The organism is Pseudomonas sp. Leaf129, assembly GCF_001423465.1.
GTDB classification, from domain to species: domain Bacteria; phylum Pseudomonadota; class Gammaproteobacteria; order Pseudomonadales; family Pseudomonadaceae; genus Aquipseudomonas; species Aquipseudomonas coleopterorum.
Genome location: NZ_LMOC01000011.1, coordinates 45,566 through 60,296 on the forward strand (window position 1 = coordinate 45,566; position 14,731 = coordinate 60,296).

A 14,731-nucleotide genomic window follows, 5' to 3' on the forward strand; every position below is an offset into this window, starting at 1 on the left:
CATCCCCTTCCTACAATCACTCCAACTCAATCCCGACGCCCGCCACTTTCACGGCCAAGCTCGCGAAGAATATGCACCCGATCAACCGGGCAAAAATCTCCAGCGTTTCGCACACATCCGGATCTTCAAACAGCACAGGCCGCGAATCGATCGCGCAAAGCGCTCCATACAACCGGCCATCAGGCAGGAAAATGGGCACGCCTACGTAACTGTCCAGATCATAGGTCCTGACGATGAGTCGTGAGGCGAAGCTCTGGTCATGGCTCACTCTTGGGATCAGCAATGGCGCAGGATCCCGCTGAAACTCGCTGCAGATCGTGTCTTCCAGCGGAAAAGCCTCACCTGCGCCGATCCCCAGATCAGCAGCGTCGTGCACAGAGCAGATCACCAACTCGGCGTCGCCGAATTTGGTGATCGCGGCGAAGCGCATGTTGGTGAGCCGGGTCACCAGCCGCAGGATGTTGGTGGTGGCTTCGATTTCAGCAATGGCAGCGCGTTCTTCCTGGGACAGGAGGCTGGGCGGGTAGTTGAGTGCCATGGGGTACCTCTTCGTTTTGAGGAGTTTGCGGCCTGTGATTGGGGTTCTGCAAGGGGGGGCGGGTTGAGCGATGTTGTGGCACGGGGCGATTGAGCCAAGGCCATCGGTTGAGGCGCAGAAAAAGCATTGGCGGGCTATGCGAAGTGATGGGTTTGTGAGGGTTGTTTGGGCCGGGGTAATCTGAACTGATCTTCTAGATTATTGATTTAAAAGGTTTTGATGGGTTATGAAAATTCTAAGGAATACCGTTTGGAATACCGAATTGTTCTGTGCTGCTTTTCATGGCAACCCATAGTCGGGGTTGATGCGATGCGATGCGATGCGATCCGATCCTAAAACTTTGGACAGCTACTACTCGGCGATGCGCATCTACGATGCGACGCAGCGCCTTGCAGATCGTTGTGATTCTATCTCAGTCTCGTCTGCGTCTTTCATAGGATGCTGATCACTCATACGCTTTTTGGACCACAGTCATCGCCACGGCCAGCGGCACGCATGAGCAAGCTGATCAAAGCGACTACCATCGTGATGCAGAGCAGGGCTACGGCTAGATTGATCTTTACAGCTATGACTGCGGTTGCAGACCACAATGCGATGATAAGCGCGAGTAGCGCACAGGCAAGCTTGAGCTTCGACATTTTCAGTGTCCTTGGGAGTGAGGTTTTTTTGGTTGAGCAGGGTATAACGCCCGCTCCATACCGAACGGGCGCTGGTGTTGGTTTCAGTTGCTTTATGCGACTAGGCTGAGGGCGCTGTGAAGCGCCCTTTGTTTGAGCATTGCGCCTTGGCCAAACCATGCCGAATCTATGCGGTAATCTGCAGAGCGTGCGCGCTTCTCATGATCCACGAACTCCGTGACGGCGTTCAGCAAGCCCCAGGCCGTTCCATTGGCCGAGGCGAGCTCAGCCCCCTTACCCCGGCCGTCATAAAGGCTATGGGCTTTGGAGATTGCATGGCGATTGGTTTGCCTTGCCGACGCAGTCGCGTCGGTGCTAGTGACGCTCAGTACCTGGTTGAAGAAGCGCTCTGCTTCCTTACTCGATACTTTGCGTTCAGCGAGCATACGCATCTCGTACATGAACTCATCCCAGCGTGAGACTGCGACGCCCAATTGCTTCTTTACGAGGTCCGGGTTGAAGCGGGTGTTGTGAGGCACCTTGATCGCGCTGATGGCTCCGTTCAGTGATAGCGCCAGCGTGTTGTTACATACCACTCGTACGGTCGTAGGCGTCGCTGTGGTGGCCAGAGTACCGTCGCAGGACGTGGCAAGCAGCAGGTAACCCCCGACCTCATCGCCTCCCTTCAGCGCTACCGATTGGCCGGTTCGTGCTAGCGCCCAAAACTTCCTGCCGCCTTTCAATACACCTGCTGTCTCCAGCTCATAACCCGAGACCTCCGTAAGGTCTCGGTAAAACTCAAGTACTTCATTCGGCTGTACGACTTGGTACCGCTGCGAAACCACCGATAGTGGCTCTTGGGTATCAGAACGGTACAAGACCTTCTGGGCAGGAAAGGTATGGATCGGAGCCAGCAGCCCTGATCCAACTGACTTGAAATGGACGGCACTGGATTCAATCCGCCAGTCCATACCTGCTTCGCGCTGCCAGATCTCAAGCGGTTGATTGGGAGAGAGACGATTTCCCAAACCATGCCAAGGTGTTTCACCGACATACGCCATTTGTTGTACTTCGTGCGCCATGATTAATTACCTTGGTCAGAGTTGGATTGATTTTGATTATTGGGATGCTGAGCAGCTTGGGCCACTGGATCGAACATGTGCCCGCAGCCTAGGCAAACATGCGTATGGCGGTCCCCGTCCGGTATATTGCTAAACTTGATCCGAACGGAGCTCGCGAGTGCCGCGACTAGGTTCTGAGAAAGCTTCTCCAGCGTAATGTAAGTAGCGGATTTTGGTACGGCCGGATAACACGCCTGGAGGCGGCTAAGAATGAGTAGATTGACGGCTTCAGCACATAACGCTAGACGTCGCGTAGCTTTTATAGATGCGGTTTTTCGGGATTGGCATTGTGGGCATGAAATGGCCATGGCGACTCCTGAGTGATTGGTCGCCTTAGTTATATAGATCTTATTTTTTTTGCTTTGTAAGTATGATTGAGGTGGCTTTAATATTTTTGGTATTGTTCTAGTCTAATTAGCGTAAATGGCTACAGTCACGAATTTGATTTGAGGTTTGCTTGAGAATAAAAATTCATCACTATGGATAATATGTCATTAGGTACTTGAGCGTCGCAGAATTAAAACTATTGGATAATTAGTAAATTCTTCCGCTGTATCCTGGGTTTCTATTCACTGCATCCTCTTCGATCGATTCTGGATGTTCGTATGGATAAGCCAAGGATTCAGATTTCAGTGTTAAGTTCTGAAGCCTGCTATTGGCCTTTAGTAGTTCTACTTCATGGTGCTTTTTATCAATTTGCGCAAAGATAACTTTGCGCTCAGTTTGGCTTAATTGATCAAATTGGGAGATTAGTGACTCGATCAAGTGGCTTCTGTCAACTTTTAAACACCGGCAATGTTTATCTATTTTTTTAATCGAGTCGTTTTGTAAGTAAACTTGTAGGGGTTTTTTATCTATTTCTTTAAGCTTCTGTGCTTTTTTGGCCTGTCTCCATGCAACTTTCGCTGCGTCAATGACTGATTTAGGGCTGCTGTGATACAAAATGTAAGAGGTGATATTATCGAGAGATAGTATCTGAGGGCCGAACTTTTTCTGAAAGTATTTTAGTGCCCAAGCTGCCTTTGCCGGACCGCCATCTCCGATCCAGCTTGACAGTGATTCATAAGCTGATCCCATAAGACCTCCGGCTGTGGAAAAAGCCTTAATAGCATCCGTAAGATACGCTCGTCAAAAGGGTTGGGTAAAAATCAGATAAATGGCGTGACATGTGCTGTGAGATAGCTCGTGACATGTCACTATACCAGGCGGTATTTTGTAGTTTTAGGCGAGGTGGTCATGGACGCTGAATGGCTTGGGGCTGTCCTGCAAGGGATCTTACGTACGCCGATTTCCGCCACCAGCCGGTGCACAGCTCGGAAGCATCTATCTTCTGGTGACGCGAAGTGGTTAGCGTTAAGGCTTGCGTTGCTTCTCGGACAGCCCGGACCTGTAGGCCGGTCCCCAAGGGCAGAACTCTGTAAAAGCGTTGGCATCTCCCGGCGAAAGGAATTTCGCGCTTTTCGAGATCTGGAGCTTTGCGGATGGATCAGAGATGGCCGCTTTGACCCGGATGTAACGTTATCAACAATCCGAGTGCCCAACATCGATGCCATTAGGCATACGCTCACCTACAATGATCGTTTCGCAATGGTGTTGGTAGCTTTTGCAGGTCAGGTTTTGAAGCCAAACAACGCGCTGCTTTTGGGAATTCTATTGTGTCTAGCTGGGGCGGATGGGCGTGTGTCTGCAGTAAGTGACCGGATGCTCAGCAGGCTCACCGGTTTTAACCCTAAACATCAGCTGAAGACGCAAATGCAGCGATTGCAGGAGCTTGGGTTCGTTGGCCTCGTCGTACCTGGCGTTACGGGACGTAGTGTCTTTCGTACTACAAAAAGCTGTGTTTACCTAAATCTTCTTCATCCCTGCTGGCAGGGGCTATACCCATCTTGGAGTGGAGTTACGATTACTCGTGCAGATTGGAAGCGTGTTACCGGCGAGAGTGAGGCCGTTGGCCGTAGGTGGCTATGCCATACCGTAATAGATGAGATCACCAGTAGGCAGGAAATACGGGCTTTTTGTCATAATTTTTTCCTATTAGTGATTTCGGAAATGATGTCGATGCCCAGCGCCATTCCTGTGGAAAGCCCTCGGCTGAGGGGTCAGGTGATTAGCGCTTTGGCACCCTCCGGCATCTCGGACGAAAATCTAACATGGTTTTTGAGAGAGCTTTTGAGGATTGCCAGCAATATCCTGGATGAACTTTTTAAGGGGCGTACGCCAGCATATGTCGAGGAGGGTGGATGGCTATTTTGTTTACGGCCAGCACACTTGACTGAAAGCTCGTCTTCTAAGGCGAGGGATTCCGAAAATTATGCCGTGCTAACGACAAATGCCATGCACATCAATAGCCGCTACCCTAGCCTGATTCACCACCCTCTGACTTCGAAGCTATGGATAGTTACTGGCTATCTAGCCAATCCGCTTCGGGCTTGGCCGAAGTTCAGGTCTGGACTGCACAGTGCTTCAAAGGCGAGTAAGTGATCGTCCGGAAGAAATACTGCTGTACCTGATCCTCTGCGAATAACAGAGGATCGCAGCTATGAGAGTAATGCGCCTGAAAGACGTCATTGATACGACAGGGTTGTCCCGATCTACGGTGTACAAATACATAGCCGACGGGATTTTTCCACGGCCCGTGACGCTCGGCGACCGGTGCGTTGGGTGGGTAGACAGCGAGGTCTATGATTGGCTACTAGCTCGCATCGAAGAGCGAGACACTGGTATGGAGGCCGCCGTTCTGACGCATCAATAGCTTCTGTTTCAAATCCCTAAACTGTCCGATCCGTGCACCGGCGACGAACTCGTGGCCGGCCACGGCTAGAGTACTAGTTTCCAGCACAGAAATGTGCGTCAAAGCCAGACAGATCTTGGCTTTGGATCAGCTTGAATTTCGTATACCTAAAGAATCGAATCCGAAGTAGCAGAATAAATCCAATCCAAAATCAACTCTACGCATCAGTCAGACGGGCTCTTTGATGGCTCGGATCTGTCCCTAGCCCCCTGCAGAAATCTACTAGCCGCCAATTCCATATGGGTAACAGCACTCGCGCGAATACCGAGCCGACGACTGCTGCCTGCAAACCTATCATTCTGGTTATCAAGGTCAACCGATGAACCTATCTGACGACCATGGTGCACTTGACGCCATGGAGGGTGCAATCCCCTCATTTCTTGCAGCAAGTTTAGCTTCTGACGAGCACGGGGTGCTGACACCCGATGAGGAGCATCAGGTCAGGATGACACTCGTGTATCGGGTGAAACCGATGCTCGAAATGCTAAAGAAGACTGTGCATGATTTGTTCAGTGTCGAGAAAGCCCGCGATGGAGAGCATAAGGTGAAGGTAACCCGCTTCGGTGGATGGTTTCTTCGCTGCCTAAGAAGTGAGATAATGGACATCTTCGAGATGTTCCCGCTGTCGAAATTCAACCCCTATTTCGACACCTTCCTTATGGCCGTGAACCGCCATGGCATGATGTTGGGTGAATTTCATATCCGAACTGCCCGGGGAGAGAACGTACCGCATTTGGTCAACCGGCTCAACCAATGCGTGAGTGAGATCCGTCAAGAGTTCCTGAGTCCTGATTTCCGAAGACGCTTGAGGGATTACCGAAGGCCCATCAAGAAAAATTACGAGAGCCTCATGCAGTACTTCAAACGTCTCTTTGGCAGGCATTCGAGGATGATGATCATCCGTCTAGACCTCTCCTACAAGCAACAGTACCGGCGTGGAATGACATCAGAGACAGTCATCCAGCACCGACAGGCTATGCTAAGTGACCTCAACGCAGGCACGTTCGGTCCTATGCAAGGTTATGCCGCTAGGCTAGAGATGGGCATGCGCAAGGGCTATCACAGCCACTGGGTTATCTTCTTCGACGGTAACGGAAACTGGATGGATACTGAGGTCGCCATGCAGATCGGCCAGCATTGGGACAAGGTCATCACGGAAGGCTTAGGAAGCCACTACAACTGCAATGCTCGCAAGGAGCGATACCAGGAAAAGAATATTTGTTTTCTAGGACTTATCCACCACACCGACGGCGATGCCCGTGTGGGTCTGGAGAAATTTGCGAAGTACATCACCGAACCGGATGAATTGTTGAGGCTCTCAGTCCCGGGCATCAGATCTCTTTGGAAGGGACACGCTTCAGAGCCACCATCGAGGCCGAGACCCGGGCGTCCTCGCTCCCCTGGCAAAGGTGACAGTCAATGGTTGAGCTAATACCGGCGGGGGCTTTAGTGACCACCAATTAACGCCTGCATGAATGCCAGCGATTTCGCTGGCTTTTAGGTTGATAGCTCAGTTCGAGCGATGTCCTTTGCTGCACCACTTTTCCCATTCTCCAAGCTGCTCATTATTGATCGGGGCATCCGCGCCGTTAGTGGAGTGGAACTTGTCAATGTGGTCACTAACGCAGCTATCAATCTCGCTGCTGTCCGGTTGGCTGATGGCGGGAGCAGCGTAGAAAACGTTATTTCTGTACTCGCCGACCTTCATCACCTCACCATTCTCAGACCACTCTTTGGTAGTGTAGTGGTTTAATGATTCCAGACACTCATTTAGGCGAGAGTACCGCCAGATAGAGGTGTCATATGACCAAACAACGCAGTACCTTTTCTCCGGAGTTCAAACGCGAGGCTGCCGACCTCGTTCTCAAGCAGGATTACAGCTTCATTGAGGCCAGCCGCTCGCTTGGTGTCGGCGAGTCGGCTTTGCGCCGATGGGTCAGCTTGATTCAGCAAGAACGCACAAGCATCACCCCGCAGAGCGAAGCGCTGACCCCGGAGCAGCGGAAAATCCAAGAGCTGGAAGCCCGAATTACTCGCCTTGAGCGGGAAAAGTCGATCTTAAAAAAGGCCACTGCGCTCTTGATGTCGGAAGATCTCGAGCGTTCGCGCTGATTGACTAGTTGAGCATCCACGAGTCGTTTGATTGGCTGTGCAAGATATTCGAAGTGACCCGCTCGTGCTACTACGCTCGGCGTCTCAGGCGCCGCACATCGGATGTAGAACGTCTTCGATTGCGCAGTCGGGTGAACGAGTTGTTCACCCAAGACCGCGGTGCTCCTGGTAGCTGTAGCATCATCACCATGATGCAGGACGACGGCGAGCAGATCGAGCGATTCAAGGTGCGCAGCCTGATGCGCGAGCTGGAGTTGGTCAGCAAACAACTGGGATCGCATGCTTACAAAAAGGCAACGGTCGAGCGGCCCGACATCCCTAATATTTTGAACCAGGAGTTTGATGTGCCCGCTCCTGACAACGTCTGGTGAGGCGATATCACTTACATCTGGGCTCAAGGGAGATGGCAGTATCGGGCGGTTGTGCTAGATCTTTTTGCCCGCCGAGTTGTGGGCTGGGCATTGTCGGGAACGCCGGATGCCGACTTGGTCTTCAAGGCCTTGGACATGGCTTACGAGCAGCGAGGAAAGCCTCAAGGTTTGCTGTTCCACTCCGACCGGAGCTCGCAATATGGAAGCCAGAGTTTTCGCCACCGCCTTTGGCGATATCGCATGCGTCAGAGCATGAGCCTACGGGGAAATTGTTGGGACAATGCGCGGATGGAGCAGGTGTTCAGGAGCCTTAAAACCGAGTGGATACCGACCATGGGCTACACGACGGTCCAACAAGCTCAGCGGGATATCAGCCATTTTTTTGATGCACCGGTACAACTGGATTCGACCGCACCAATTGAATGGTGGGCTGCCACCGGCTCAGGCTGAGAAAAAATTTAACGTCGTGTCCGGGATCAGTTGACCACTACAGATCAATGACTGACATCTAGCGCCGGTTCGAGGGGCAGTTTAAGGCGGGCTTATCCTAACGGTCATACCCATTGGGATAGTCATTGGGTCTGCTCTGGCGACAAATTCAATCGTTGCCAGCCCTTCGGCGTTGCTCCGACTAGCTTGCTGAACATCCGGCTGAAATGTGACTGATCGGCGAAGCCACACTCCAGGCTGATCTGCGACAGGGGCACCCGGCCTGTGGCCAGGCATTCCTTGGCCCTGCGGATACGCAGGTCCAGTGCCCATTCCTTTGGCGACATTCCGGTGGTCTTCTTGAATGCACGCGAGAAATGGCTGCGCGACATCGCGCACTGCTTGGCGACGTCGGCGATGAACAGTCGGGTACAAAGGCTGTGCTCGAGAATGGCCTTGGCTTTACGCTCCTGCCAGGGGGCGAGCACGACTTTCTCGGCAGGAACGTGGGGTTGGTCAGGCGGGGGGACGAGAACCGCTGTTACTGAAATAGCCAAGCTGGTCATGAGGTAGCTCCTTTTCCTGTGGAAAAAGAATGCACCGCGGCCGCTGTTCGAATCCTTGGCCAGTCCTGAAAAGTTCTGAATCCAGATTCAAGCGAGCGGTCGAGTGGGGAGGGTGAAGAAGAACAGGCTTTCGCCTTCACGTCCCCGGGTGCAGCCCAGATAGCCGCCATGCGTCGCCACGATGGAGGCGCAGATCGCCAAACCCATACCCATGCCACTGGGCTTGGTGCTGTAGAAGGTCTGGAAGATGCTCGCCTGCTTGTCTGCCGACACGCCTGGGCCGCTGTCTTCGACCATTATCAATAGCTCGCAGCCTACCGGCTGGGTTTGCAGCGTCAGTCGCCGGGAACCCGAAGGCATGGCGTGCATGGCTTCGGCGGCATTGATGATCAGGTTGCGCATGACCTGCTGCAACTGGATCGAGTTACCCCACACGTGATCGGCAGGCGACAGGTTCTGGGTCACTGCCACATGCTTGTCGTTCAGGTCGGGCTGGGTAATGGCTAGAACCTGACGGATCACGCGGTTCATGGCCAGTGGCTTGCGCTCCAGTGGCTCTTGTTGCGCCAGCGCCCGCATGGCACGAATGATGTCGGCGGCACGCTGCCCCTCGGTGAGAATGTCCTGGATGCCTTCGATAGCCTCGCCGATGTGCGGCTGCACGCGTTGCAGCCAGCGGATGCTGGCGCCAGCGTTGGACAAGATCGACGCCAACGGCTGGTTGATTTCGTGCGCGATCGAAGCGGCCAACTCCCCGAGGACAGTCGCCTGGGAGGTACGGTCCAGCTCGGTACGGGCGGCACGCAAGGCCGTTTCCGTCTGCCGCCGTTCAGTAATGTCGGACACCACCCCGATCAGCGCGTCGGCGCCATCGGGTTCGCCTGCCAGTTCCAGGTAATGAAGCGAGCCGTCGAGGCAGACGGTCCGGAACTCCACGCGAAAGGCTTCATGGTATGTGCCGCCGTCCACCAGGCTTTGGGTGAAACGCATGCGATCGTCCGCATGTACCAGCATTGCCGGATCGCGTTGATAGTCGGCGTTTTCCGGCAGAGGCAGCCCGAGTTCGGCCAGCAGCCGCGGCGACCAGAACGATGGCTCGGTGTGGTATTTCCACACGAAAGTGCCGTAACGGCTGACCTCTTGACCGATGGCCAGCAGCGTTTGTGTGCGTTGCAGTGTGCATTCGCTTTCTCGACGGCGCTGGTTTTCCGCCAGCAGGTCGGTGTAGAGCCTGGCAGTATGCAAGGAGATCGCGGCCTGCGCGGCGAGCAACTCCAGAACACCCATCCGCGACGCCTCGAAGGCATCGGGTATCAAGGCGTTTTCCAGATAAAGCACGCCGATCACTTCGTTCTGTTGGACCAGCGGCAGACACATGATCGAACCGCTTTCCAGACGCATCAGGTAAGGGTCCGCGCTACCGCGGCGCACGGCATCGCATACGTTGATCAGCAACGGCTCATGCTCGCGCTGTACTTGCAGGATCAAGCTTAGCGGGGCGGTATCAGCCGTGGGCAGGGCGTTGCCCAGGCAGAGGTCGATGCCGTCAGCGCGAGTGTGACCCGTGGCTTCGACGTGCAGCGTGCCGGCATGTGCAAGTGTCAAAGCCGCGTAGGTAGCGCCTGCATGGGTCATGGCATTGCTTAACAGCGTGCGAATAAGGGCGTCGGGCTCGATTTCCCGTGAGAGCGCTTGGCAGGCCCGGGTGATGGACAGCATGTCGAGCTTCTGGCTGGTGGACAAGGCACCGCTTGGCACGTGTGCGGTGGTGCCTTCGCGCAGGAACCCGTGTTCGGCTTCCAGGCGCTGCGCCAGGGCAACGGCGCCCCAGCGCTGCCACGCTTCATGGGCCTTGCGAAGATGAATATGTTGGCTGCTGTGCAGGCCAAGTTGTTGGTAACAGCGGCTGGCCAGCGTGTGCGAGAGCCCCAGCAGATGAACCGCCCCGCAGCTCTGCGCGTGTTCGATCGCCTGTTCGAAGCGCTGCAGCGCTTCGATGCTCCGCCCCTGCCGATACAATAATTCGGCTTCGGCCAATGCCAGGCGGTCGGCGAAATAGCGCGGATTCAATCTGGCCCACAGGCGCAGATGGTGCATCGGTCGCTCGACGTTCTGCGGCTTGCCCGACGCCCCTTGCAGTGCGGCCAGGTTGAGCACGCTGAACAACGCCAGGTCAATCAGGTGGATATGCGCAGGCGCTGACCAACTCAGCGCCCAGGCAGCATCGAAATGACCGGCAGCGGCGTCGAACGAGCCGTCGAGAAAGCACAACAGGCCCTCGTACAACGCCCACCAGAAACGCAATGGCCCCATGCTGCTCAGGTTTACCCGCTGCGCCAGTTCTGCGCTATCGGGGATGGCGACAGTGCCTGCGACATTGCCGGCCAGACGGCGGATGTAGCGGGCCTGAGCGAACAGAATCATCTGGGCATCGACGAACTCCAGGTTCCTGGCTATCACCAGGCCGGAATCGATCTGCCGAAGCATGCGTTCGATGGGCGCACCCAGTACCAGCAGGTTGGAAACGATATGGTTGTTGGCATAACACGCGAAGCTCGGCAAGCCTTGCGCAATGCTCTCGCGGTAAGCCGACTCAGCGCATTCCAGGGCGAAGGGCAGTGGTCGGGTCCACACGCTGACCTGATCCAGGGCGAGCAGTACCGACACCTTGCTGCTGGCGAAGCGGGGCAGCGCCACGAGTTTTCTGGCGGTATCGGCATAGTCGAACCCGCGTGAGTAGTCGTCGAAGCGGTGGGCGCAGGCTAGGCCAAGCCACGCTATGCCATGCACAGCCGCAGCCGACAGCCCGTGCTGCAGGGCCAGCGTGGCGATCTGGCAAGTCGTGGCCAGCATCAGATGGGGATGGACGAACGAGCCGGGTATCACCATCGCGGCCAGCAGCTCGAGGATCGACTGGCAGCGAGCATCCTGGATATCGGGCAGCGTCGTGAAAGCGTCCGGCGTGCGCCTACCCAAGGCGTCCTGCAGTGCTTGCCAGGCATGCTGCAGCTGCGCCTCGGTCGGGGTCGGCGTCAGTGTCATTCCCAGTGCGGCGAGGCCATCGATCGCGGTACACACGGCGGCGGCATAGTCGCCGTGTAGCGAACAGATCTCGCACTTGAGTCGATACAGCTTGGCCTGTTGCAGCGGGTCCCGCGCGGTCGCCAGCAGCGCCATAATCTGCTCATCGGCGGTCACGAAATCTGCGTTGAGAATCCGGGCATTGATTGCCAGCAGCGCAACCGAGGCGGACAGCTGGGTATAGGTCGCCCCGGTCCCTTCGAGCAACCGATCGGCCTGGGCCAGGTAGTCAAGGGCTGTGGAGGCGGCGGCGCAAGCCATCGCCCGGCGTGTTGCTCGCATGAGTAAATCGACGAAGGCCAGGCGCTGCGCCTCGTCGACGAGTGACACGTCGGCTCGAACCAGCAAATTGGCAACGCGAAACAGTTCACCGGACTCGGCGTCCTGCCCCAGCCTTGCCAAGAGTACGGCGGCGTACGCCATGCGCAGGGTCGCTTGGCGTTGTTCGCTCAGCTGCGCCCCGGCCAACGCCCATACGGCGTCGTGGGTGAATGACAAACCCTCGCGGTACTCACCGACTAGGCCGGCCTTCAGGGCCGGGCGCAGCCGTTGCAGCAATTGTTCTAGGCTGATGCCGCTCACCGCCGCCAGGCTTTCCAAAGGCACATGGTTGCCCAGAATCGTCAGCGCAGCGAGTAGGTCGCGGGTGTGTTCGGGTAGCCGGGCGAAGTCAAACCGGCAGGAACGCCGCGTCCTGCCGGCCTCGCGGCATTCGTTCAGACAAGACCTTAGTTCGGCCTCGAGCACAGCGGCCGATTCCGGGCGCATTTGCGGCTGTTTGGCCAGCAGCCTGGCCAGAAGGTTGTCTACGGACGAGGGCAGTTCGGCGCGCCAACGGGATGCCATGGGTGCGGTCACGGCCATGTGCTGGTGCAACCATCCCACAGGGCCCTTGGCATGCAATGGCAAACGTCCGGTGAGCACCTGGAAAAAGGCCGCGCCCAGGGCGTAGAGATCAGATTGTCGGCTGGCGACGGGGTTGCGCCGCCCATGCAGCTCCGGGGCGAGGTACGCCAAGCTGCCATCGCCAAGAGACAGGGTGTTTTCGCCGATGTCATGAAGTACCTGAGCGAAGGCGAACCCGGTCAGACGCAGGTCGCCAGTTGGGTCCAGGATCAAGTTCTGCGGACGAATATCGCAGTGCATGATGCCACGACGGTGCGCTTGTGCCAGTGCCTTGGTTGCGGCGATGGCGACATTCAGGAAACGCTCGACCGAAAGAGACGCTGTCGCGAGATCGGAAAGTGGGCTGCCGCCATCGTCGTCGAATACCAGCACCGCGCCATGGGTCGTGCGTACCCGCGCTAGTGGAACAACCGCCCAGGCTGCTTCCAGCGTGGGCCCCATGGCATATTCACGGTCGAGCCTGGCCAGCTCCCACGTCGAGGCTTGCTGGCTCGCCCGCACGACCAGCCATTGTCGCCCGGCTATCGGATCGCGAACCGTCCAGCGGCTGGATTCGGCCGATGGGTCGAGGTAAAACCATTCGAGCTGCGCGACCCATTGTTCGTCGAAGCGGGGCAGGCCAGCTCGGCCATCGTGGGTAATACGTAGCGTTGGCTCGGAGGGGGGGCTCATCATCGATCCTTCAGGACAGCCGCCAGCACCTGCAGCAGTACCTCGGCGGTAAAAGGCTTGGACAGAAAATCGCTGGCGCCCGCATGTATAGACCGTTTGACCGTTCGTTCGTCGGCCTGGGCCGACATGCAGATCACCGGCAGCGGATTGCCTTGCTCGCGCAACACGCGTTGAACGTCGAGCCCTTGCAACCCGTGCAGGCGCATGTCCAAGAGCAAGCAATCGGCGTGGATCATCCAGGACGACATCAGGAAGTTCGCCCCGGACTCGAAACAATATGGTTGATAACCCTCTGACTTGAGCAGGTTGGCGATACCTTTCCGAATGGATGGCTCGTCGTCGATGATGCAAACGACCTTCATGCTGGGCCTTCGGCAGTGAGGGCAAGTAACGATGGCGATGATCGACACAGATGATCAGGCCGGCTGGGCGTGCTGATGGACGTTGGGGAGCATGTCCAATGTCCGTCCTATCAGCAGTAGGTCTACCAGCGTCCGGCAGTCAAGTTTTGCCATAATGTGCTTTTTATGCACTTTGATCGTGACTTCGCGCAGGACCAGCTCCGCGGCAATGGCCTTGCTTGGCCTGCCGCGCAGTAACAGTTTGAATATTTGCTGTTCGCGTGGGGTCAGGCCGGTGTAGCGCACCTGCGCACGGGTACGCAGGGAAAATTCAGCGTGGCGCGTCCGGGCCAGGTTCATGGCTTGGCGAACGGCCGAAAACAATTGCGGCTCGTCGAGCGGCTTGGTCAGGAAGCCTTCGGCGCCGGCTTTCATGGCACGTACCGAAATGTCGATGGTGCCGAAACCGCTCATGAACACGATGGGCATGGGTGCCTGGCGCCGGGTCAGTTCGTCTTGCAGGTCGAAACCGCTGCCGTTTCTGAGCTGCATGTCCAACAGCAGGCAGCCGGGTGTGTCGAGGGTGCAAGAAGCGAGAAAAGCTTCAGCAGATTCGTAGCCGGTCGCGGTGATGCCGGCCGATCGCAGCTGCCGCACCAGCGCCGCCCGCACGGCCGGCTCATCGTCCACCACGTAGACGTTAGCCTGTGCTTGCCATGTGCCGCCATCCGGCGCTGCACGCGCCGGCTCGTCGTGCAAGATCGGCTGGACAGGGTCGATGACCCGTGGCGCAAGGTTCAGCCGATAGCCGCGCCTGGGGATCGTTTCGAGCTGGTTGCGATCCAGGTTCAAATGTTTTCGCAACGTCGATATCTGCACCTGAAGGTTGTTCTCTTCGACGACGGTTCGTGGCCAGGTCGCGCTGATCAATTCATCCTTGGTCAGCAGGCGATGGGGCGCGGCGATGAACATTTCCAGCAGATCGAACGCCCGGCAGCCCAGACGCAAGGGAACGCCTTGCCTGAAGGCCTCACGTCGCTCCAATGAAATCCATGTCTCTCCCAACTGAATCATGCTTGCCACTCGTTGATGTCGGCACGGTGTGATCATCCGAGGCGAATGATCGCGTTGTTGCGGCTGGCGGCAAACGTATCATCAGGGCCATGGACTGCCAAAATGCGACGGA

The 14,731-nt window shown here is 56.4% G+C and carries 10 protein-coding genes and 1 pseudogene; 3 read left to right on the forward strand and 8 right to left on the reverse strand.

Going from position 1 to position 14,731, the window contains the following annotated elements:
* Positions 1–16: 16 nt before the first annotated feature.
* From ASF66_RS20725 to ASF66_RS22575, 4 genes are all read right to left on the reverse strand, one after another.
* Complete coding sequence (locus ASF66_RS20725; RefSeq protein ID WP_056845198.1) at positions 17–538, reverse strand: GAF domain-containing protein; 522 nt, start codon at positions 536–538, stop codon at positions 17–19.
* 449 nt (positions 539–987) lie between these two features.
* On the reverse strand, positions 988–1,176 hold the full coding sequence (locus ASF66_RS20730) for a hypothetical protein (protein WP_056845199.1): 189 nt from the start codon (positions 1,174–1,176) through the stop codon (positions 988–990).
* Positions 1,177–1,268: 92 nt separating this feature from the next.
* Positions 1,269–2,237, reverse strand: coding sequence for a DUF932 domain-containing protein (locus tag ASF66_RS20735; RefSeq protein ID WP_056845200.1), 969 nt, complete (start codon positions 2,235–2,237; stop codon positions 1,269–1,271).
* A gap of 573 nt (positions 2,238–2,810) precedes the next feature.
* Positions 2,811–3,353, reverse strand: coding sequence for a hypothetical protein (locus ASF66_RS22575; protein ID WP_156463239.1), 543 nt, complete (start codon positions 3,351–3,353; stop codon positions 2,811–2,813).
* A 1,462-nt stretch (positions 3,354–4,815) separates the two neighbouring features.
* Here ASF66_RS22575 and ASF66_RS20740 point away from each other — a divergent pair.
* From ASF66_RS20740 to ASF66_RS22255, 3 genes and pseudogenes are all read left to right on the forward strand, one after another.
* Positions 4,816–5,028 carry a helix-turn-helix transcriptional regulator gene (locus tag ASF66_RS20740; RefSeq protein ID WP_056845201.1) on the forward strand — a complete coding sequence of 71 codons (213 nt, stop codon included), beginning with the start codon at positions 4,816–4,818 and terminating at the stop codon, positions 5,026–5,028.
* Between the two features lie 358 nt (positions 5,029–5,386).
* Positions 5,387–6,499 carry an inovirus-type Gp2 protein gene (locus ASF66_RS20745; RefSeq protein WP_056845202.1) on the forward strand — a complete coding sequence of 371 codons (1,113 nt, stop codon included), beginning with the start codon at positions 5,387–5,389 and terminating at the stop codon, positions 6,497–6,499.
* A 371-nt stretch (positions 6,500–6,870) separates the two neighbouring features.
* Positions 6,871–8,034, forward strand: a pseudogene (locus ASF66_RS22255) (IS3 family transposase).
* Between the two features lie 88 nt (positions 8,035–8,122).
* Here the strand turns inward: ASF66_RS22255 and ASF66_RS20765 are convergent.
* From ASF66_RS20765 to ASF66_RS20780, 4 genes are all read right to left on the reverse strand, one after another.
* Entirely contained in the window at positions 8,123–8,545 is a 423-nt protein-coding gene (locus tag ASF66_RS20765; protein WP_082484731.1) for a helix-turn-helix domain-containing protein, read from the reverse strand.
* A gap of 87 nt (positions 8,546–8,632) precedes the next feature.
* Positions 8,633–13,204, reverse strand: coding sequence for a protein kinase domain-containing protein (locus tag ASF66_RS20770; RefSeq protein WP_056845205.1), 4,572 nt, complete (start codon positions 13,202–13,204; stop codon positions 8,633–8,635).
* A complete protein-coding gene (locus tag ASF66_RS20775) occupies positions 13,204–13,614 on the reverse strand; it encodes a response regulator transcription factor (RefSeq protein ID WP_236707137.1) in 411 nt (136 codons plus the stop codon). Before ASF66_RS20775 ends, ASF66_RS20770 begins: the two co-directional genes overlap by 1 nt.
* A gap of 6 nt (positions 13,615–13,620) precedes the next feature.
* On the reverse strand, positions 13,621–14,619 hold the full coding sequence (locus ASF66_RS20780) for a response regulator (RefSeq protein ID WP_056845207.1): 999 nt from the start codon (positions 14,617–14,619) through the stop codon (positions 13,621–13,623).
* Positions 14,620–14,731 lie beyond the last annotated feature (112 nt).